Below are 20,768 nucleotides of genomic sequence, written 5' to 3'. Positions count from 1 at the left end.
TATTGTGAATAATTTTTAACAAAACACACCTGCTGAAACTATAATTAGGGTTTATTTCCCGACTAAAAATAACTATTTTTGCTTTTTTGGAAGTTATGACGGAAATTGAAAAGTATATAAGCCAGTTAAATGAAGCGCAAAGGGCTCCGGTTTTGCAAAAAGACGGACCTATGATTGTAATTGCAGGTGCAGGATCGGGTAAGACAAGGGTACTTACACTGCGTATTGCTTACCTTATGAGTCAGGGGGTAGATGCCTTTAATATTTTGGCACTTACCTTTACTAATAAGGCTGCGCGTGAAATGAAAAACCGTATTGCGGGTATTGTGGGTAACTCTGAGGCTAAAAACCTTTGGATGGGAACATTCCACTCTATTTTTGCTAAAATACTCCGCTTTGAGGCCGATAAGCTGGGCTATCCGTCAAACTTTAGTATTTACGACAGTCAGGATAGTGTGCGCCTTATTTCCTCTATCATTAAGGAAATGCAGTTGGATAAGGACGTATATAAGCCAAAGCAGGTATTAAGCCGTATTTCCAATTACAAGAATAACCTTATTACAGTTAAAGCTTATTACAATAATCCTGAACTGCAGGAAGCCGATGCCATGTCTAAAAAACCAAGGATGGGCGAGGTGTACGAGCAGTATGTAGAGCGTTGCTTTAAGGCGGGAGCAATGGACTTTGATGACCTTTTACTTCGTACAAATGAGCTGCTTAACCGTTTTCCTGATGTGCTTATGAAATATCAGGACCGTTTCCGTTACATACTGGTAGATGAGTATCAGGATACTAACCACTCGCAATATCTTATTGTAAGGGCACTGTCTGACAGGTTCCAGAATATTTGTGTAGTAGGGGATGATGCCCAGAGTATTTACGCCTTTAGGGGAGCAAATATTAATAACATACTGAACTTCCAAAAGGATTACGATAACGTACAAACGTACCGACTGGAGCAAAATTACCGTTCGTCACGAAACATTGTGGAAGCGGCTAACTCCATTATAGATAAAAACAAAACTAAGCTGGATAAGGTTGTATGGACAGCCAATGAAGACGGACCAAAAATTAAGGTACACCGCAGCCTTACCGATAGTGAGGAAGGGCGTTTTGTGGCGAGTACTATTTTTGAGCAGAAAATGCAAAACCAGCTTCCTAACGGAAACTTTGCTGTACTGTACCGTACCAACGCACAGTCACGTTCTATTGAGGATGCCTTAAGGAAACGTGATATTCCATACAGGATTTATGGTGGACTTTCTTTCTATCAAAGGAAAGAGATTAAAGACGTTTTAGCTTACCTAAGGCTTGTTATTAACCCGAAGGATGAAGAAGCTCTTGTACGAGTAATTAACTATCCGGCAAGAGGTATTGGAGGTACTACAATCGAAAAACTTACTGTAGCAGCAAACCATTACAAGCGTTCCATTTTTGAGGTAATGGAGAACATTGACAGGATTGACCTAAGGCTTAATTCGGGTACAAGAAACAAAATTCAGGATTTTGTTACCATGGTAAAAAGCTTTCAGGTTATTAACGACAGTTATGATGCCTTTTACCTTACCGAGCATGTTACCAAGAAAACCGGACTTATACAGGAACTGAAAAAGGATGCAACGCCCGAAGGTATTGCCCGTATAGAAAATATAGAAGAATTACTTAACGGTATTAAAGATTTTATTGAAGGACAGAAAGAAGTAGACGGTGCAAGAGGAGCATTATCGGAATTTCTTGAAGATGTTGCCCTTGCTACCGATATGGATAAGGATACCGGAGATGATGACAGGGTAGCACTTATGACTATTCACCTTGCAAAAGGACTTGAATTCCCTCATGTATTTATTGTGGGAATGGAGGAAGATCTTTTCCCAAGTGCTATGAGTATGAATACCCGTAGTGAACTGGAAGAGGAGCGAAGGCTGTTTTATGTGGCACTAACCCGTGCCGAGCATCAGGCTTACCTTACTTATGCACAATCAAGGTACCGTTGGGGTAAACTGGTTGATAGTGAGCCTTCACGCTTTATAGAAGAGATTACAGATGTTTTCCTTGAATACCTTACTCCGGTAGAAACAAACTATCGTTACAAGCCAATGATTAATAACGATATTTTTGGCGATGTAGATAAATCAAAACTAAGACAATCAAAACCAAAAAGTGGTATTCCGCCGAAATGGGTTACCGATAACGATCCTAAACCGGATATGGCAATACGCCGACTTAAACCTATGGCTGGCGGATCGGCACCGGCATCATCAGGACCAGCAATGCCTGATAGTAAGCTTAACATAGGTAACGTAGTAATGCACGAACGTTTTGGTAAAGGGCAGGTACTTAACCTTGAAGGGGTAGGAGCAGATAAAAAGGCTGAAATAAAGTTTGAAGTAGGAGGAATTAAAAAGCTTTTACTTCGCTTTGCTAAGCTCGATGTTATTGGGTAAAGCTTTACGTTTAAATTAACGCTAATAACAAATAGCTTTCGTAACTTTAAGCTTACAAAAACCGAAAACAGACTAGAACATGGCACAGTTTATAAAAATATACCCCGAAAATCCTAATGAAAGGGAAATAGAGAAAGTGGTTAAAATACTGCGTAACGGAGGGATTATAATTTATCCTACTGATACCGTTTATGGTTTAGGCTGTGATATAACCAACAGTAAAGCACTTGAGCGAATTGCCCGTATAAAAGGTATTAAACTGGATAAGGCAAACTTCTCATTCGTGTGTAGTGATTTGAGTAACCTCTCTGATTATGTAAAGCAAATTGACACAAGTACCTTTAAAATACTTAAACGATCATTACCAGGACCTTATACATTTATTCTTCCGGGTAATAATAACTTACCAAAAGAGTTTAAAAAGAAAAATACGGTAGGTATACGTGTGCCCGATAATAATATAGCGCTCGATATTGTAAGAGCTTTGGGTAACCCTATAGTTTCGACGTCCATACATGATGAAGATGAGATTTTAGAATACTCAACCGACCCAGAGCTTATTTTTGAAAAATGGCAAAATCAGGTAGATGCTGTTATCGATGGCGGATATGGTGATAATGTAGCCTCTACCATTGTAGACCTTTCGGGTGATGAACCTGTACTTGTTAGGGAAGGAAAAGGAGATACTGATATATTTTAATCAAACATCAATATAAATAATGAAAGCTGCCCTTTTGGACAGCTTTCTGTTTTTAATGGAATAATAATTTGTCTGGCTAGTTTGTTGCCGGATCAATATTTTTAGCAGCAGTCTCACTTTTGTGTTTAAGTCTGTCAGCAATTTCGCCACCTTTGTGCACCACTTCATCAAATTTTTTGCGGGCACTATCTTTTACATTGTTGTATTTGTCTTTAAGGTCTTTCCCTAACGACTCAGCTTTTTCACATGCACCGTCAAGATATCCTTTTCTTTTGCATATAACTCCTACTACCGCAAGGGCTGCTACTCCGGCAGCAATTCCTAAAACTAATTTTTTGTTACTCATAGCTGTTTATTTTTATGATTAATAAATAATTTATTCTTTACTGTTGCCTTTGTTTTCCTTTATCTTTTCCCTGTCAGGAGTACGTTTGTTCCCTTTTATATAATCCTTTTCATTCCATTGCCCTTGGTTAACCCTTCTTTCTTTTTGGGGTATAGGCTTAGGTTCATGATTAGGTACCATGTTTTTAGGAAGCGGATCCTGATCCGGTTTTCTGTTTTGATTATTCATAATCAATTAGGTTTTTAAAAGCACTTACAAGTTACTTATTATCAATCACAAAGTGTATTAATAATCTCTTAAAAGAGAGCTAATAGTCAACAGTTTAACGTTTCGTTATAGATTCTGGAAAACTGTTTAAAAACCTAAATAGTAGTATATGAAAATATAATGCAGGTAAAAATATGAGGCTTATTGAATGGTGCTGCCCCACAAAGGATTAGCACCTGCTGGGAGGTGCTTTATAATAAAGTGATATGTATAGTGAAACTATACAAAAAGAGGATACTCGTGTTCATCATCATAGATGTCGTTCTCTTCTTCTTCTAGTTCCATTTGCGCTACAAAATTATAGACTCTTATAAGTCCGAATCCAGCTAGCATGGCCAGGAAAAATTTCATCACATTCATCTCGTTTTGTTTTACTCGGTTAACTTTAATCATTACGCTTTTTTGTTTAAAATTTGATTTTTCTTCTTCGTGCCTTGAAATTACAAATAATAAACCGAACGCTCTCTCCATTTAATAAAACTTTAATACTTAGGGGCTTATTTAGCATTAAATTAGTTTTTTCGTAAAGTTAGATATACTTAACCATAGTGATTTTATCAATTGGTTTACCTTCCCTAAAAAAGTCTTTTATCAGTCCGCAATGCTCAAAACCAAATTTTTCATAGAGCTTAATTCCGGCAGTGTTTGATGCATATACTTCAAGCCATAAAATTTGTAATGGAGACGTTTTTGCCCATTTAATAGTTGCTTCCATAAGAATCGAACCTATCTTTTTATTTTGCCAATCATTGTGTATACCCATACCTATCATACCGGTATGGTATAATTTACGGCGTTGGTTTCCGGTTAGGTCAATATTACCTATCAGTTCACCATTGTATTCGGCTAATAACAGCAGGCTGTTATCCTGATTATTATACCGGTCTATCCACTCGGCTTCTTCCTCAATGGTATTCCGATATTCATCTTCATACAAAGGGATAGAGGTCGTACCTTTAATATAGCTCTTTTTTAAGTCTATAAGTTTTTGGGCATCCTGCCTGTTGCCTTTGCGTATGATAATAACCTCTCCCGAAGGTATTTTATGTTTACTATATAAATTGTCCATATACAACCTTAACAGCTTAATAATGAGTTTCCCTACAAAATTCGTAGTAATACTTGAACTAAAAGATAAATTGGGGTAAATAAACCTCAAACATTTTATTATATTTGTTGCTCTATAAATAAAAAAACAAACAATACGAACCTATGAAATTACTAGAAGGAAAAACGGCTATTATTACCGGAGCGAGTAGAGGTATTGGCCGTGGTATTGCCCAAGTTTTTGCTAAACATGGTGCTAATGTTGCTTTTACATACAGCTCTTCTGCCGAAGCAGCTAAAACATTAGAGGATGAACTTACAGCATTGGGTATTAAAGCTAAGGGATACCAGTCTAACGCTGCCGATTTTAATGAAGCACAAAAGCTGGTTGACGAAGTAGTGGAAACTTTTGGTACTGTAGATATATTAATTAATAATGCAGGTATTACTAAGGATAATCTTTTAATGAGAATATCTGAAGAAGATTTTGATAAGGTAATAGAAGTAAACCTTAAGTCGGTTTTCAACATGACAAAAGCAGTACAGAGAACAATGCTTAAACAACGTCATGGTTCTATTATAAACATGAGTTCTGTAGTAGGTGTTAAGGGTAATGCCGGACAAACTAACTATGCAGCATCTAAAGCAGGTGTTATTGGTTTCACAAAATCAGTAGCATTAGAGCTTGGCTCAAGAAACATCCGTTGCAACGCTATTGCTCCTGGATTCATAGAAACTGAAATGACTGAGAAACTGGGTGCAGATGTAATTAAAGGATGGACAGAGAACATTCCGTTAAAACGTGGCGGTACTCCTGAAGATGTAGCTAATGCATGTGTTTATCTTGCTTCAGATTTATCAGCTTACGTTACAGGTCAAACCCTGAACGTAGATGGAGGTATGCTTACCTAATTCAAAAAAGCATTAATTTTAAATTAAAACCAATTGAATATCGATAACCAGCCAATATGACTACATCTACAGTTTTATTAATAATAGTATCTGCACTTGTAGCCTTTGCGTTATCGTTTTATCAATATCTTTTCAAAGCCAAAAAGAAAAGCCCTGTGTTCTTCCTTTTGGCTTTTTTACGTTTTATAACCCTGATGGCTGTTTTTTTACTGCTTATTAATCCGGTTGTAACAAAACAGGATTATGAAACGGTTAAAACACCACTTCCGGTACTGTTAGATAATTCACAGTCAGTTAAGGAACTGGGACAGGACAGTATTACTAAACTCCTTTCTCAAAAAATTACTTCAAACAAAGCATTAAATGAAAAGTATGATGTACAGCTTTATACTTTTGATGAAGGTTTTGAAGTAGGGAAGGAACCCAACTTTACAGGGAAACAAACCCATATTGACCAGGCAGTACAAAACCTGAAACAGTTTTACAGAAATACATCTTATCCGGTTATATTGCTTACCGATGGTAATCAAACTATAGGGAATGACTACGTATATAGCTTTCAGCAAAATACAAGTGTTTATCCAATAGTATTAGGCGACACTACTGTTTTTCCTGATTTAAAAATCAATCAGCTTAATGCTAATAAGTACGCTTTCCTTAAAAACAAATTTCCTGTAGAGGTGTTTTTGCAGTATAACGGTACTAAAACTGTTAATGCTGTATTTTCGGTTCAGCAGGGTAATAATGTTTTAAGTAAACAGAATATCACTTTTACTAAAGATAAAAAAGCACAAGCTGTTACTGTTTTACTGGATGCTGATAAGGTAGGTGTGCAAACTTACAGAGCGGTGCTATCTTCACCGGAACAGGAAAAAAACAAATACAACAATATTAAAAACTTTGCTGTAGAGGTAATTGATCAGCGAAGTGAGGTAGCAATTGTTTCTTCCATCAATCACCCTGATCTTGGTGCTTTAAAAAGAGCTATTGAAACCAACCAACAAAGAAGGGTAACAATCATTAAACCAAACGATGTAAAATCATTAAATGATTATAACGTGTTGGTTTTATATCAGCCTAACGCTACTTTTAAAGGGCTTTTAGATATGAATGCCAATGCCGGATTAAACACTTGGATTATTACCGGTATGCATACTGATTTTAATCTACTTAACCAGTATCAGCAGCAGTTATCCTTTAAGATGACAAATCAAAAGGAAGATTATCTGGCAAGCTATATTTCATCCTTTAATCTTTTTGCTACCGATGATATAGGCTTTGAACAGTTTCCGCCATTAGAGCAGCCTTTTGGTAATGTAAAGCTTAATTCGGGGACTAATACATTGCTACAGGCAAGGATAAGAAATGTTGAGACTGATAATCCTTTACTTGTTTTCTCCGAGAGTGGTTCATCGCGTAAAGCTTTTCTGTTAGGGGAAAACATCTGGAAATGGAGACTTGAAACACATGTAAATAATAAGTCGTTTGAAGAGTTTGATGTGTTTACAGATAAAATAATTCAGTATTTAGCAACCAACTCAAAACGAAAATCATTAGTGGTTAATCACGAACGTTTTTACAATTCGGGTGAACCAATTAATATTACAGCTCAATTTTTCAATAAAAACTACGAGTTTGATGAAAATGCCCGCTTAACCATCGTCGTGAAAGGTAAGGAGTCGGGCTTTAGTAAAACTTATGATTTCCTTAAAGGGAATAATGAGTACAAAGTTAATATGGATGGGCTTCCAACAGGTCAATATACTTTTACTGTTAAGGAAAACAACTCTAATACAACTTATGTAGGTAGTTTTGAAGTACTGGATTTTGAAATTGAGAAACAGTTTGTAAATCCTGATTTAAACAGACTACTACAAACTGCAGATAATACAAATGGTAAGGTGTACTTTCCGTCTCAGACAGATGAACTGATTGATTTTCTTGCCAAAAATGAAAATTACAAAGAAACTCAAAAAGTAAAAACCACAAAGTCTCCGTTAATAGATTGGATTACACTTCTTATCATACTTTGTGTTTCACTTGCTACAGAATGGTTTACAAGAAAATATAACGGACTGTTATAAAGTTATTTTAATTACCGTTTTTAATTAATGCTATTTGGTTAATTTTATAGAAACAAAAAATATGCATTATGAAAAGACTGGCAACATCAACTACAATTATTGCATTTATATTTACTCTTATATCTTGTAAATGCACAGAGAAGGCTTCTGTAGACGTTTTAACGGCAAATACATGGGAATTATCAATGTTAAATGGAAAAACTGCTGATACAGCAGATTTTGGACGCGGAATGCCTACTGCTACTTTTACATCAGAAAATAAGATAAACGGTAAAGCAGGATGCAACGGATATGGAGGAGAGTATCAAATAGGAAAAGACAGCAGTTTTAAGGTAGAAAGAGTTATTGCTACTAAAATGTACTGTGTTGATGCTCAGGGAGAGAGTTCGTTCTTAAGAGCATTGAGTGATGCTAACAGGATTAAAACCCAAAAAGGAAAAGTAACACTTTTAAATGGTGATAAGGAAGTAATGGTTTTAATTCCTTCAACTAAATAGCGGAATTTAAAATATAAAAAAGGGAGCTTTAACGGCTCCCTTTTTTATATTTCGGATTTTACCAAAATCTGTACCTGATCTTTAAGCCGTTCAATAAGTATGTTCATCATCCTTTTATTTAGGTTTGAAGAGTTTGTTATGTACTCCCTAAACTCATCTATTGTAAACATAGAGATAACCATGCCTTTTAAAGCGTTTCTAAACTTTATATCCTTTTGTATGGCATTCTCTATAAAAAGAAGTTTTTTCTCTGTAGAGAGGCTATAAAAATCAGTTTTATGCTTGTTTACATAATTAAGGAAAGATTCTATAAACAAATCATTTTGTAATTTGAGAACAGGTCTAAGGGTTTTGTTCTGAAATTTTTCTTCCTGTGAAGACTGTTCCATTATTTCACCTATAGTACCGCCTCTTATTTCCAGAAGAGCCTTATCGCGTTGGTTCATTTTCTTTTACTTTAAAGATAAAAAAAAACCTCTGCATTTAGCAGAGGTTTTTAGTTTATTTATTAGAATCTAATATTATTTCAGGATGAAAGTTACTCTTCTTACTACCTGACGTGCATATTTAGAATCTTTGTTTACTGAAGTATCTTCACCGTTACCTACAATGTTTAGTCTACCAGCATCGATACCAGCGTCAACTAAAATCTTCTTAACGTTTTCAGCTCTTCTTTGAGATAATTGCTTGTTGTAATCGCTGTTACCGATTTCGTCAGCATATCCTACTACGTCAGCAGAAACTGAAGGGTTTTGTTTTAGGTATTTGATTAGGAAGTTAACACCACTTACAGACTGTGCATTTGGCTTATCTGAGTTAAAGTCGAAATAAACATTCACATAACCGTTATTGATTAGACCAGCAAGATCGTTGCTGTTACTTTCGCTAACTTCTTTCTTAATTTCGTTAGTTCTTTGATCTAGGTAAGACTCTAGCTCATCCGGCACACCATTGTTGTTTTTATCAATAGCTCTACCTTTTGTATCAACAGCAACACCAGTTACACTGTTTGGTTCAGCATCAAGATAATCCGGCACACCATCTTTATCAGAGTCATTCATCATAGTCTCGATTTCTCCGATTCTTTGCTCTAATGCATCTAGCTCATCGCTTTTATCGTCAACAAACCAGTCAGCATGTTTTTCGTTTTTACCTAAATAGATAGAAAGACCTACAGTAGCATTGTAAAGGGTACTGTCAAAACCTTGTTTTGTTCTTTCATAATTACCACCATCCCAAGCTTTTTGCTGAGAGAAGCTGTTTATCATTGTGAAGTCAGCGTTTAACGAAACTCTGTCAGATAATCTTACCTGTCCTGTTAAACCAATAAGGAAGTTACCAATCCAGTCTTCACCTTCAAAACGGTCGTCATTTTTAAGTTGGCCTACACCAACACCCATGTGACCTAAAAGGTTAAATCTGTTAGTCCATGATTCGAACTCCATAATACGGCCAAGGTTAGCATAACCCTGTAAGCTAGTGCGTAGAAGTTTAGATTCGAATTCAGGACCATCGTCTTCACTCATCACATCATAACCTGCGTCAAGTTTAAGACCGAATTTAGTGTTAAACATGTACCTGAAACCTAAATCTGCATGGAAAAAATTAAATGCAGATGAATGATAGCCCGGGCTCATTGGATTAGCGGGCTTGCTGAAACCGCCGTTAACATCAATAGACCATTTGTTGTAGTCATTTGAGTTACCGCTTTCCTGCACGTCCTGTGCTTGTAAACTTGCCGAAGTTAGGCAAATCATTAATAAAGGTAGTACAACTTTCTTCATAATAATTGTTTATTGTTATCAGTACTTTGAAATTTTTTGTAAATGTAGTAATTTTAAGTCTAAGAAAATATGTGTTATTTTTTCAAATATATACTTTACAATGCCGTTAACAACTAATCCATACGACTTAAGTACCCTGTCGGAATATCAGTATTACACTGACATTCAGGTTAATCAAATGCTTCAAATTAGTCAGAAAAGCTTTCGAAAATGGGGGGAAACACCCCTTAAAAAAAGGGTGAAATTTATCAAAAATTTAATATTTGTTTTAACAAAAAAACAACATTTACTGGCCGAAAAGTGCTCTCAGGAGATGGGAAAACCGCTTAAGCAGGCTATTGCCGAGGTAAAAAAGTGTTCGCTTTTATGTGAATTTTATCTTGAACACGCAGAAAAGTTCTTACAGGATGAGAAAATATCTTCAGATGCAGGTGAAAGTTTTACTACTCACGAGCCTCTTGGAGTAATACTAGGAGTTATGCCTTGGAATTTTCCTTACTGGCAGGTTTTTCGTTTTGCAATTCCGGCTATAATAGCAGGAAATACTGTTGTCGTTAAGCATGCTTCAAACGTAGCTGAATGTGCTCAGTTACTGGAAGAGCTATTTAAAGAAGCAGAATTCCCGGAAACGGTGTATCAAAATCTTCTGATATCAGGCAGTCAGGTTAAAAATGTAATCGAAAATCCTGTTATTAAAGGAGTGTCTCTTACGGGTAGTGAGAAAGCAGGTGCTACAGTGGCGTCTACCGCAGCTAATCTTATAAAGAAATCAGTACTGGAGCTTGGGGGTAGTAATGCTTTTATAGTACTGAAAGATGCTGATTTAGATAAGGCTGTACCCATAGCTGTTACTGCCAGAATGCAAAACACTGGTCAAAGTTGTATAGCAGCTAAGCGCTTTTTGGTTCACAGTTCGCTTTATGATGAGTTTTTGGAGCGTTTTACAACCGAAGTCAAAAAACTTAAACCAGGTAATCCTATGGAGGATGATACCGATATTGGTCCGCTTGCAAGGGTAGATCTTGCAGAAGATATCGAAAAACAGGTAAATAAATCTGTAGAGATGGGAGCCAAGGTGGTAATAGGAGGTAAGCGCAATAATGCTTTTTATGAACCTACTATTGTGGTTAATGTTACCACAGATATGCCTTTGTTTAATGAGGAAGTTTTTGGCCCTGTAGCTCCTGTAATTGCTTTTGATAGCTTTGAAGAAGCTGTCACTTTGAGTAATGATTCTGATTTTGGACTGGGTGTAAATATTTTTACAGAAGACATTGAAGGAATAAAAGAGAAAATAAGCCTTTTTGAAGAAGGAGCTGTATTTATCAATGCAATGGTAAAATCAGATCCCGCCTTGCCTTTCGGGGGAGTTAAGAAATCAGGTTTCGGACGTGAACTAGCTGAAAACGGAATTAAGGAGTTTGTAAACGTGAAAACGGTTTACATTGCTAAATAATATATAGGAGTTATTATAAATAAAAATCCCCGCTATATAGCGGGGATTTTTGTATTAATATAATTGTGGATATTCTGTTGGGTTAACTTCATGCATTATAGCATAAACTTTCTCGTAGATATCTTCTGCAGATGGTTTTGAGAAATAATCTCCATCTGTACCATAAGCAGGTCTGTGTGCTTTAGAGGTAAGTGTTTCCGGTTTACTGTCTAAATACCTGTAAGCGTTTTGTTCGTCAAGTATTTGTTGCAGTATATAAGCAGAAGCTCCACCAGGAACATCTTCATCAATCACTAACAATCTGTTGGTTTTAGCAACACTCTTTACGATATCGTGATTAATATCAAAAGGTAACAGTGATTGTACATCTATAATTTCTGCATTAATACCCACTTCAAGAAGCTCTTTAGCAGCCTGTTCTACAAGTCTAAGTGTAGAGCCGTAAGATACAAGCGTAATATCAGTACCTTCTTTTATTGTTTCAACAACACCTATAGGGGTTTTAAATTCACCAAGGTTTGTTGGTTTTTTCTCTTTTAATCTGTAACCGTTAAGACATTCTACTACTAATGCAGGCTCATCTGTCTCTAAAAGTGTATTATAGAAACCTGCTGCTTTTGTCATGTTTCTTGGAACAAGTACATGTATACCTCTAATAGCATTAATTATCATCCCCATTGGAGAACCAGAGTGCCATATCCCTTCAAGCCTGTGACCACGGGTCCTTATAATAAGCGGTGCTTTTTGTCTACCTGCTGTACGGTATTGTAACGTTGCAAGGTCGTCACTCATAATCTGGATAGCGTATAAAAGGTAATCCAGATACTGTATCTCGGCAATTGGTCTAAGCCCTCTCATCGCCATACCAATACCCTGACCTAATATAGTTGCTTCACGAATACCGGCATCACAAACACGGAAATCTCCGTATTTTTCCTGCATTCCTTCAAGTCCCTGGTTAACGTCACCAATGTGTCCGCAATCTTCACCAAAAACAAGTGTCCCCGGATATTTAGTAAACAGGGCGTCAAAGTTGTCACGTATAACTACACGTCCGTCAACTTCTTCATTACCCTCTGCATATTCAGGAAGCACTTCACTTACACTGTGTATGTTTTTATCTGACTGAGAGAATAGGTGAGAGCTGTATTTAGGCTGAATCTTCTCTGTATAAGTAGTAATCCATGTAGAAAGCGTGCTTTTACCAGCTTCCTTAATAATTATACGAAGTACTTTTCTAGCTGCGATTAAAAGTTCCTTTCTTATAGGCTCTTTTATGCCTGAAAGATCATTGATATATTTATCAATAAATACTTTGTTAGGGCTTTGCTCTGCAATTGTTTTTAAAACGCTAACAAGTTCATCACGCTCTTCTTTTATAGGAGTAGTATAAGCGCTCCATGCTGCTTTTTTAGCTTCAAGAACATCTTTCTTAGCCTGAGAATCGATAGCATCAAGATCTTCGGCTGTAGCCATTTCGTTCTCAATCATCCATTTTCTCATTTGAGCAATACAATCGTATTCTGCTTCCCATGCTAAACGATCGGCATTTTTGTAACGCTCGTGAGAACCGGATGTAGAGTGGCCCTGTGGCTGAGTAAGTTCGTGAACATGGATAAGAACAGGAACATGTTGCTCTCTTGCTATTTGTGAGGCTCTTTCGTAAGCTGAAATCAGTTCAGGATAATCCCATCCTTTTACTACAATGATTTCATATCCTTTATTGTCTTCATCACGTTGGAATCCTTTAAGGATTTCAGATATATTTTCTTTAGTAGTTTGGTGACGTGCGTGTACCGAAATACCATACTCATCATCCCAAACACTAATAATCATAGGTACCTGTAAAACACCTGCTGCATTTATGGTTTCAAAAAATAATCCTTCAGATGTACTGGCGTTACCAATAGTTCCCCAGGCAACTTCGTTACCGTTAATCGAGAAATCGGTTTTATTTTCAATGCCCGAAACATTTCTGAAAACTTTTGAAGCCTGAGCCAATCCAAGTAATCTTGGCATTTGCCCTGCGGTAGGAGAGATATCAGCACTGGAATTTTTTTGCTGAGTTAAGCTTTTCCAGTTTCCGTTCTCATCAAGACTGTGTGTAGAAAAGTGACCACCCATTTGTCTACCTGCCGACATTGGGTCGTGTTCTAAATCACTATGCCCGTATAGTCCTGCAAAAAACTGTTGGATATTTAATTTTCCAATAGCCATCATAAAGGTTTGGTCACGATAGTAACCTGAACGGAAATCACCGTTGCGGAAAGCTTTAGCCATGGCTAGCTGCGGAACTTCTTTTCCGTCACCGAAGATACCAAACTTAGCTTTACCTGTAAGAACCTCCTTGCGGCCTAAAAGGCTACACTCCCTGCTTACTATGGCAACTTTATAATCATTAAGCACTTCTGCTTTAAAATCGTCAAAAGAAATAGTCTTTTTAGTTTCTGTCTCAGTCATAAACGCACATATTGAATGACTACAAATTTAATTAAAAGTATTGAATTTCATAAATTTCAAACAAAAAAATGATTTCACTTTTGGCAGTAAAATCGTTTTTTAGCTATTTTTCAATAAATTATTTTCAACAAAAACTCTTTAAAAATAAATATTATGTATTTTTTAACAATATCTAAAAGTGTTATAAAACACATGCTAAAGCCATTTCCTTGTGAATAATTTAATTAGTGTACCCGGGCTTAAAGTGACCACAAAGCGTATATTTTGGCTATAATTGCTGTCATTCAGGGCAAAACCATTTGAAGAATATACAGGGAAGTACAGTTCAAAATAATCTGTAAGAAGGTTTAAGCGGATTCCGCTATCGTAAACAAATTCGGGATTTTGATACTTATTCTTCAAAAATCCTGTATCACCATAAACTTCTACCCAATTCCAGATATTTACACTCGCATTTACGGTTGTCATCCATTGATTTGCATATCGTGTATCAAGTTTTGACTTAAATCCGCCTTCAGCCATAACAAACTGTTGACTGTAAATCCCGGTAGTTTCAGATCGTCCGTAGAAGTTATAATCAAAAAGATAATCAGTAGGACGGTCCAAACCAAAGCTGTAGTAATCAGAATCGGTATCCTTATACATAAACATACCGCCGTAAAAGCGTAGGTTTATCTGCCTGTTATCATTAAATAAACGTCTAAACTGTACTTCTCCGGCCAGTTTACCAAAGTTATTGGCAATCTGTAAATCGGTAGAGTAGTCAAGATGTCTTATAACTTCAGATTCTGAAGAAGTATATCGGGCATTAAATACCGAGTAATCTTCGTTTTGTTGATCGGTTAATGTAAAGATTGAATTTTCCCTGTTAACTAATACATGTCGCAATAAAAGAAATTGTTTTTTATTACTGCGTAAATTTTCATCTCTAAACCTAAACTGAACACTTGGAGAAACCCTTAGATATGCTGCGTTAGGGGCATAGTGATATGTAGAGGCTGCTAAGCCATACCTTATATTATATAATGGACCGTCATCTCTTATATAGTGATTAAACTGCATGAAAGCTGAACCTATAAGCTCTCCGGTTTTGCTTGAATAGCTAGGTGTCACATTAAACGTGAACGGCTTTTCTAGTATCGACTTATTATGGAAACGTAAGCCTAATGAGAGTCCGTCATACAGGTTAAATGTAAAGTTTGGAACATAAAAAATCTGGTTATACCCCGGATCTTCTAAATCCTGAAAAAAGGTAAACTTTATAGGTTTATTGTTTAAAACAATCTTATTTAGTTTTTTCCAGTTGTTACGCCTGTTGTATTCAATTACTTCATTTTCGTAATTAATAGCCAGCCTGTCAGCCCCCTGTCGCGCAACGGTAAATGTAGTGTCCTTTTTTACATTGTTTAACCAATATTTAAACACAACCTCACCATCTTTTAATCCGTAAAGAGGAACAGGAACATTAACCCTTGTTTCGTTTTTTATAGTAACCTTTAGTGAGTCTTTTTTCTTTTTTACTTTCCCGAATCTATAATCAATTATATCTCTGCTATCTACAATAGAGCTGTAAAACCAGTTTGTTTCTTTCTCTGTTTTAGAATCTATTATCTCCCTGAAATCATTGCGGGTGGTTTGCTGGCTTTTGTTCAGTTCAAAATACTCTTTAATTGATGATGGTATCACATCATTTTCAAGGTAACTATCAAGGTAATTAAGGGCTAAACCTGCTTTATATTTGCCAGCCATCTGTTCATTAAACTTAATGAAAGTGTTTTTAGGATCGCCAATAGGCTGGTCAAGGTTTTTACGCGCCATGACCAAATACAGGTAACTGAATTTAGAGTTATAGTTTGTTTTAAAAATATTATGTCCTTTAAGAATACCCCATCTGATCCCCATCATGGTTTTATCAGGATGATATTCTTCAATGTACTTATACATAAGGTAGGTTTGTATACCGTCGTATATCCAGTTATCTTCCCGTGGATTTAACCTGAGGGTATTTTTAAGGTAATTGTTTAAGTAGGTTTTAAGGAATTTTATTTCATAGATAAACGAATCAGGAAAAGGAGCTATGAATGAAGGTAACTGATTAAGCCCATAAACCGGATTTCGTTCATAATCTACTTCGCTGACCGTTATTTTACCATAAGGGTATTTCCCTAAATTATCGTTTGTAAAGTTGATAATGTTATTGATAAGAGAAGCCTTTTGTATACCGGTAACCCTATAATCTTTTAAATTTGTATTAACCTCTACGGTTGAGTTTGTGAATACTTCAAAATCATTGTGAGGCTGAATAATCATGCTGAAACCAGGGCGGTTTTCTCCAATAAAAAAGTATTCAATGCCACGATCGGTTTTTTGTTTACTTCCCTGATACAAATCAGTAGTAACATTGAGTTTTTCATCAGCAATAAAAGTTACCTGATAATCACAAAACGAATTGGCTATATCATCTAGATTTTCATTGCTGTTTTTTACAAACGTTCCGTTTTCCACTCGGGCAGGGGTAAGGTACCAGTCTTTTAATTTTAAGTTACCGTTATTATCATATCCGTAACGGGTAAATTTATCATCCGGTAGCTTAACATAATACATAAGGCTTACGTTAAACTTTTCATTCGGGTAAATAGGTTTAATTAATTGTATATCAATTAAATCAGGATGCTTTTCAGGTCGGGTATGCTTTAAGGAAACACCATACTGATTAGTAACCGAGTAGATGGTTGTATGACCTCTTTTTTCATCTTTTTCAAGATGGAATGAGCGCACAAATTCATCAGAAAAACGCTTCCCCAACGGAGTAGTTTTACTGGAGTAGGCGTTGTTCCAATCATTAAGGATAAATTCATATAAGGTATCCTGCGATTGGTTATGAAATGTAATTTCCTGTTTTACTCTAAGAGTGTTATTCTCATAATCGAGTACCACAAACATTTTATTGAGATGCTGGGCATAGGCTCCCGATGTGAGAACAAAAAAAAGGGCAAAAAACAGTTTAAAATTACGATTCAAGGTATGGTGTATAAATTAATAATCTTTTTACTAAAATATGCTTTTGCATGGTTATAACAACTATGCAAGCATTAATATTTCCTTAAAAAGAGATGTATAATATTACCTGAAGGTTGCCTTTAAAATAGTTAAATGTTTTACAAATAGTAATTTAGAAGTTAGGGCTAAGGTTGTATTTTTTGTAGAACGTATCTATAACTTCAAGCACCTCGTCTTCGGTATCTACTATTTTGATAAGGTTCATGTCTTCCGGGCTCGCATTAAGATGCTTTTCTATAAGTACATTTTTTATCCAGTCTATTAAACCGGTCCAAAACTCAGAGCCTACCAGTATAATAGGGAATTTAGCTATCTTCTTTGTCTGAATAAGCGTAATAGCTTCAAACATTTCGTCTAGCGTACCAAAACCACCCGGCATTACTACAAAGCCCTGTGAATATTTAACAAACATCACTTTCCTTACAAAGAAATAGTCGAAGTTAAGGTTTTTATCATGGTCAATATACTGATTGAAGTGTTGTTCAAAAGGCAACTCGATATTAAGCCCTACAGAAGGACTCATGCCTTTAGCAGCACCTTTATTACCGGCTTCCATAATACCCGGACCACCACCTGTAATTACACCATATCCGGCTTTAGATATTTTTTCGGCAATTCTTTCGGCAAGTAAATAATACTTATGATCTCCTTTGGTTCGTGCAGAACCGAATATAGATACACACGGACCAATACGGGCCATGCTTTCAAAACCATTAACGAATTCTGACATTATTTTAAAAATAGCCCACGAATCGTTACTCCTTATTTCATTCCATGTTTTAGGGGTTAAATCCTCACGGATTTTCTCATCGTCATCTTTATATTCTTTAGACATAGCAATATTAAATTTTTAAGGTCACTTACTAAGATAACTCTTTTTTAAGGAATTTTGCCGTATAACTTTTCTTATTCTTTATAATTTCTTCGGGAGTACCTTCAGCAATTAGCTTACCACCGCCTTTACCGCCTTCATAACCAATATCTATAATATGGTCGGCAAGTTTAATAACGTCCATATTGTGTTCAATAATAAGTATAGTATTTCCTTTTTTAACAAGCCTGTTTATTACTTCCATTAGCACCCTTATATCTTCAAAATGCAGTCCGGTTGTAGGTTCATCCAGTATATAGAAGGTGTTTCCGGTATCTTTTTTAGAAAGCTCGGTAGCCAGTTTTATCCTTTGTGCTTCACCGCCCGAAAGGGTAGTACTTTGCTGACCTAAAGTGATATAACCAAGCCCTACATCCTGAATGGTTTTTATTTTGCGGAAAATTTTAGGGATATTCTCAAAAAACGGAACAGCCTCATCAACCGTCATATCCAGTATGTCTGATATTGATTTTCCTTTATAACGGATTTCCAGTGTTTCTCTGTTAAAACGTTTACCCTGGCAGGTTTCACATTCCACATAAACATCAGGAAGGAAGTTCATTTCTATAACTCTTAGACCCGATCCTTCACAGGTTTCACAGCGTCCGCCCTTAACATTAAAGCTAAAGCGTCCAGGTTTGTAACCCCTTATCATAGCCTCAGGTGTTTGGGTAAACAGCCTGCGTATTTCAGAGAAAACATCAGTATATGTAGCCGGGTTGGAACGTGGTGTTCTTCCGATAGGTGACTGATCTATATCAATAACCTTGTCTATATGCTCAAGTCCTTCTATTTTTTTATACGGCTGTGGCTTTTTAACCGCATTAAAAAAGTGTGCGTTAAGAATAGGGTATAGGGTTTCGTTTATAAGGGTCGATTTACCGCTACCCGATACTCCGGTTACACATATGAGTTTACCAAGCGGGAATTCTACAGTAACATTTTTAAGGTTGTTACCTGTTGCTCCACTAAGTTTTATGGTTTTACCGTTTCCTTCCCTACGTTTTTTAGGTATGGCAATTTCTTTTTCTCCGTTTAAGTAACCTGCCGTAAGAGTATGTTCTTTAAGTAATTGCTGCGGGGTACCTTTACTTACTATCTGTCCGCCAAAACGTCCTGCTGCCGGGCCTATGTCAATTACATAATCGGCACGCTCTATCATATCTTTATCGTGTTCAACAACGATAACCGAGTTCCCTATATCCCTTAACTGCTCAAGAGAATGAATCAGTTTTTCGTTATCACGCTGATGTAGCCCAATACTTGGTTCATCAAGAATATATAAAACCCCTACAAGCTGAGAGCCTATTTGTGTAGCAAGTCTTATACGTTGTGCCTCACCACCCGAAAGTGATTTAGAGCTACGGTTAAGTGCCAGGTAATTTAATCCTACATCCAGAAGGAAGCTTAAACGGGCTTTGATTTCCTTTACAATTTCCGAAGCAATAATTTTTTGCTTTTCAGACAGTCTGTCGTTTAGGTTTTCAAACCATTCGGCAAGGTCTGATATATCCATAAAGGACAGTTCGGCAATGTTTTTACCGTCTATCTTAAAGTATAGTGATTCCTTTTTAAGTCGGGTTCCGTTACAAACAGGGCATTCTACCTCGTCCATAAAGTCTTTTGCCCATCGTTTTATAGAAGTTGAGCCACTTTCGTCATACTGGTTTTGAATAAAGCTTGAAATTCCTTCAAAATCAATTTTATATTCACGGTTTACACCAAGAGTTTTAGAATTTACTGTAAACTTCTCATTACCACCATTCATTATCATATCCATCGCTTCCTGCGAAATGGTCTCAACGGCATCGGTAAGTTTAAACCCGTATTTTTCACCTATAACCTCAAGCTGTTTAAATATCCAAGAGTTTTTATATTCTCCAAGGGGAGCAAAACCTCCCTGTTTGATAGATAGCTTAGGGTTAGGGATTATTTTCTTGATGTTGATTTCGTTTACTGTACCTAGACCGTTACAATTGTCGCACGCTCCTTTAGGGGAATTAAACGAAAAGTTATTCGGCTCAGGGTTAGGGTAGGATATGCCCGATGTAGGACACATTAAATTACGGCTGTAATAACGAACATCATCTGTACCGTGTTCTATAACCATCATTACATCGTCACCGTGATACATGGCAGTTTTGATACTTTCGCTAATACGTTTGTCTAAATCATCACCGCTGTCAACCTGCATACGGTCTATAACCGTTTCAATATCGTGGGTTTTGTAACGGTCCAGTTTCATACCGCTTTCAATATCCTTTATTTCACCATCTACACGAACCTTTAGGAATCCCTGTTTGGAAATCTGTTCAAAAAGTTCACGGTAATGCCCTTTACGGGAACGGATAATAGGAGCCAGTATGGTTATACGTTTACCATTAAATTTCTCTACAATAAGCTCTTTGATTTGGTCGTCGCTGTAGCTTACCATTTTTTCTCCGGTAACATAACTGTAGGCTTCGCCGGCACGCGCATATAAAAGCCTCAGGAAATCGTATATCTCTGTAATGGTACCTACGGTAGAACGCGGACTCTTACTGGTAGTCTTTTGCTCAATGGCGATAACAGGGGAGAGCCCGTCAATTTTATCCACATCAGGGCGTTCCAGTCCGCCAAGGAACTGACGCGCATAAGCCGAGAAGGTTTCAATATACCTGCGCTGGCCTTCGGCATAAATGGTGTCAAACGCCAATGATGATTTACCTGAACCCGAAAGTCCTGTTATAACAACAAGCTTTTCCCTTGGTATGGTTACGTCTATATTTTTAAGGTTATGGGCACGGGCGCCCATTACTTCAATCGTTTCTTCGTTATTAAGCATAGCAAATTGGTGCAAA

16 protein-coding genes are annotated in these 20,768 nt (G+C 36.7%); 6 read left to right on the top strand and 10 right to left on the bottom strand.

Annotated elements, in window-relative coordinates; genetic code table 11:
• Positions 1 to 104 precede the first annotated feature (104 nt).
• Both GN157_RS02255 and GN157_RS02250 read left to right on the top strand, forming a co-directional pair.
• Positions 105 to 2,444, top strand: a complete 2,340-nt coding sequence (locus GN157_RS02255; RefSeq protein ID WP_449404247.1) for an ATP-dependent helicase — start codon at positions 105 to 107, stop codon at positions 2,442 to 2,444.
• A gap of 79 nt (positions 2,445 to 2,523) precedes the next feature.
• Positions 2,524 to 3,144 (top strand): L-threonylcarbamoyladenylate synthase, encoded by a 621-nt coding sequence (locus GN157_RS02250; RefSeq protein WP_157481505.1) that lies wholly within the window; start codon positions 2,524 to 2,526, stop codon positions 3,142 to 3,144.
• A 76-nt stretch (positions 3,145 to 3,220) separates the two neighbouring features.
• On the opposite strand, the gene GN157_RS02245 is transcribed toward GN157_RS02250, so the two are convergent.
• The 4 genes from GN157_RS02245 to GN157_RS02230 form a co-directional block, all read right to left on the bottom strand.
• Positions 3,221 to 3,490, bottom strand: coding sequence for a hypothetical protein (locus GN157_RS02245; protein WP_035131114.1), 270 nt, complete (start codon positions 3,488 to 3,490; stop codon positions 3,221 to 3,223).
• Between the two features lie 30 nt (positions 3,491 to 3,520).
• On the bottom strand, positions 3,521 to 3,718 hold the full coding sequence (locus GN157_RS02240; RefSeq protein ID WP_157481504.1) for a hypothetical protein: 198 nt from the start codon (positions 3,716 to 3,718) through the stop codon (positions 3,521 to 3,523).
• 258 nt (positions 3,719 to 3,976) lie between these two features.
• Complete coding sequence (locus GN157_RS02235; RefSeq protein WP_157481503.1) at positions 3,977 to 4,228, bottom strand: hypothetical protein; 252 nt, start codon at positions 4,226 to 4,228, stop codon at positions 3,977 to 3,979.
• Between the two features lie 58 nt (positions 4,229 to 4,286).
• Complete coding sequence (locus GN157_RS02230; protein ID WP_157481502.1) at positions 4,287 to 4,826, bottom strand: GNAT family N-acetyltransferase; 540 nt, start codon at positions 4,824 to 4,826, stop codon at positions 4,287 to 4,289.
• A gap of 143 nt (positions 4,827 to 4,969) precedes the next feature.
• Here GN157_RS02230 and fabG point away from each other — a divergent pair, with 143 nt between their 5' ends.
• From fabG to GN157_RS02215, 3 genes are all read left to right on the top strand, one after another.
• A complete protein-coding gene (gene fabG, locus GN157_RS02225) occupies positions 4,970 to 5,716 on the top strand; it encodes a 3-oxoacyl-[acyl-carrier-protein] reductase (protein ID WP_035131108.1) in 747 nt (248 codons plus the stop codon).
• Positions 5,717 to 5,772: 56 nt separating this feature from the next.
• Complete coding sequence (locus tag GN157_RS02220; RefSeq protein WP_157481501.1) at positions 5,773 to 7,800, top strand: vWA domain-containing protein; 2,028 nt, start codon at positions 5,773 to 5,775, stop codon at positions 7,798 to 7,800.
• Between the two features lie 68 nt (positions 7,801 to 7,868).
• The gene (locus GN157_RS02215; protein WP_157481500.1) at positions 7,869 to 8,297 is read left to right on the top strand and encodes an META domain-containing protein; all 429 of its coding nucleotides are present in this window, start codon (positions 7,869 to 7,871) and stop codon (positions 8,295 to 8,297) included.
• Between the two features lie 44 nt (positions 8,298 to 8,341).
• Here GN157_RS02215 and GN157_RS02210 read toward each other — a convergent pair whose 3' ends face one another.
• Both GN157_RS02210 and GN157_RS02205 read right to left on the bottom strand, forming a co-directional pair.
• A complete protein-coding gene (locus GN157_RS02210) occupies positions 8,342 to 8,743 on the bottom strand; it encodes a glyoxalase (RefSeq protein ID WP_157481499.1) in 402 nt (133 codons plus the stop codon).
• A 75-nt stretch (positions 8,744 to 8,818) separates the two neighbouring features.
• Positions 8,819 to 10,081 carry an OmpA family protein gene (locus GN157_RS02205; protein ID WP_157481498.1) on the bottom strand — a complete coding sequence of 421 codons (1,263 nt, stop codon included), beginning with the start codon at positions 10,079 to 10,081 and terminating at the stop codon, positions 8,819 to 8,821.
• A 100-nt stretch (positions 10,082 to 10,181) separates the two neighbouring features.
• Here GN157_RS02205 and GN157_RS02200 point away from each other — a divergent pair, with 100 nt between their 5' ends.
• Positions 10,182 to 11,537: an NAD-dependent succinate-semialdehyde dehydrogenase gene (locus GN157_RS02200; protein ID WP_157481497.1), complete on the top strand. Its 1,356-nt coding sequence runs from the start codon at positions 10,182 to 10,184 to the stop codon at positions 11,535 to 11,537.
• Between the two features lie 54 nt (positions 11,538 to 11,591).
• Here the strand turns inward: GN157_RS02200 and GN157_RS02195 are convergent, their stop codons facing one another.
• The 4 genes from GN157_RS02195 to uvrA all read right to left on the bottom strand — a co-directional run bounded on the left by GN157_RS02195 (position 11,592) and on the right by uvrA (position 20,752).
• Complete coding sequence (locus tag GN157_RS02195; RefSeq protein ID WP_157481496.1) at positions 11,592 to 13,997, bottom strand: alpha-ketoacid dehydrogenase subunit alpha/beta; 2,406 nt, start codon at positions 13,995 to 13,997, stop codon at positions 11,592 to 11,594.
• A gap of 195 nt (positions 13,998 to 14,192) precedes the next feature.
• Positions 14,193 to 17,018: a gluzincin family metallopeptidase gene (locus GN157_RS02190; RefSeq protein ID WP_317163496.1), complete on the bottom strand. Its 2,826-nt coding sequence runs from the start codon at positions 17,016 to 17,018 to the stop codon at positions 14,193 to 14,195.
• A gap of 151 nt (positions 17,019 to 17,169) precedes the next feature.
• Positions 17,170 to 17,892: an LOG family protein gene (locus GN157_RS02185; protein ID WP_157481495.1), complete on the bottom strand. Its 723-nt coding sequence runs from the start codon at positions 17,890 to 17,892 to the stop codon at positions 17,170 to 17,172.
• Between the two features lie 28 nt (positions 17,893 to 17,920).
• Complete coding sequence (gene uvrA / locus GN157_RS02180; RefSeq protein ID WP_157481494.1) at positions 17,921 to 20,752, bottom strand: excinuclease ABC subunit UvrA; 2,832 nt, start codon at positions 20,750 to 20,752, stop codon at positions 17,921 to 17,923.
• Between the last annotated feature and the right edge of the window lie 16 nt (positions 20,753 to 20,768).

Source organism: Flavobacterium rakeshii (genome assembly GCF_009741375.1).
Classification (GTDB): Bacteria; Bacteroidota; Bacteroidia; order Flavobacteriales; family Flavobacteriaceae; genus Flavobacterium; species Flavobacterium rakeshii.
This window is presented reverse-complemented; position numbering and strand designations above follow the sequence as displayed.

Excerpts from the sequence above, each read along its gene's own strand:
- GN157_RS02205 (WP_157481498.1), bottom strand. The coding sequence starts at position 10,081 with ATGAAGAAAGTTGTACTACCTTTATTAATGATTTGCCTAACTTCGGCA.
- GN157_RS02240 (WP_157481504.1), bottom strand. The coding sequence starts at position 3,718 with ATGAATAATCAAAACAGAAAACCGGATCAGGATCCGCTTCCTAAAAAC.
- GN157_RS02195 (WP_157481496.1), bottom strand. The coding sequence starts at position 13,997 with ATGACTGAGACAGAAACTAAAAAGACTATTTCTTTTGACGATTTTAAA.
- GN157_RS02220 (WP_157481501.1), top strand. The coding sequence starts at position 5,773 with ATGACTACATCTACAGTTTTATTAATAATAGTATCTGCACTTGTAGCC.
- GN157_RS02250 (WP_157481505.1), top strand. The coding sequence starts at position 2,524 with ATGGCACAGTTTATAAAAATATACCCCGAAAATCCTAATGAAAGGGAA.
- GN157_RS02230 (WP_157481502.1), bottom strand. The coding sequence starts at position 4,826 with ATGGACAATTTATATAGTAAACATAAAATACCTTCGGGAGAGGTTATT.
- GN157_RS02245 (WP_035131114.1), bottom strand. The coding sequence starts at position 3,490 with ATGAGTAACAAAAAATTAGTTTTAGGAATTGCTGCCGGAGTAGCAGCC.
- GN157_RS02210 (WP_157481499.1), bottom strand. The coding sequence starts at position 8,743 with ATGAACCAACGCGATAAGGCTCTTCTGGAAATAAGAGGCGGTACTATA.
- GN157_RS02200 (WP_157481497.1), top strand. The coding sequence starts at position 10,182 with ATGCCGTTAACAACTAATCCATACGACTTAAGTACCCTGTCGGAATAT.
- uvrA (WP_157481494.1), bottom strand. The coding sequence starts at position 20,752 with ATGCTTAATAACGAAGAAACGATTGAAGTAATGGGCGCCCGTGCCCAT.
- fabG (WP_035131108.1), top strand. The coding sequence starts at position 4,970 with ATGAAATTACTAGAAGGAAAAACGGCTATTATTACCGGAGCGAGTAGA.
- GN157_RS02185 (WP_157481495.1), bottom strand. The coding sequence starts at position 17,892 with ATGTCTAAAGAATATAAAGATGACGATGAGAAAATCCGTGAGGATTTA.
- GN157_RS02235 (WP_157481503.1), bottom strand. The coding sequence starts at position 4,228 with ATGGAGAGAGCGTTCGGTTTATTATTTGTAATTTCAAGGCACGAAGAA.
- GN157_RS02215 (WP_157481500.1), top strand. The coding sequence starts at position 7,869 with ATGAAAAGACTGGCAACATCAACTACAATTATTGCATTTATATTTACT.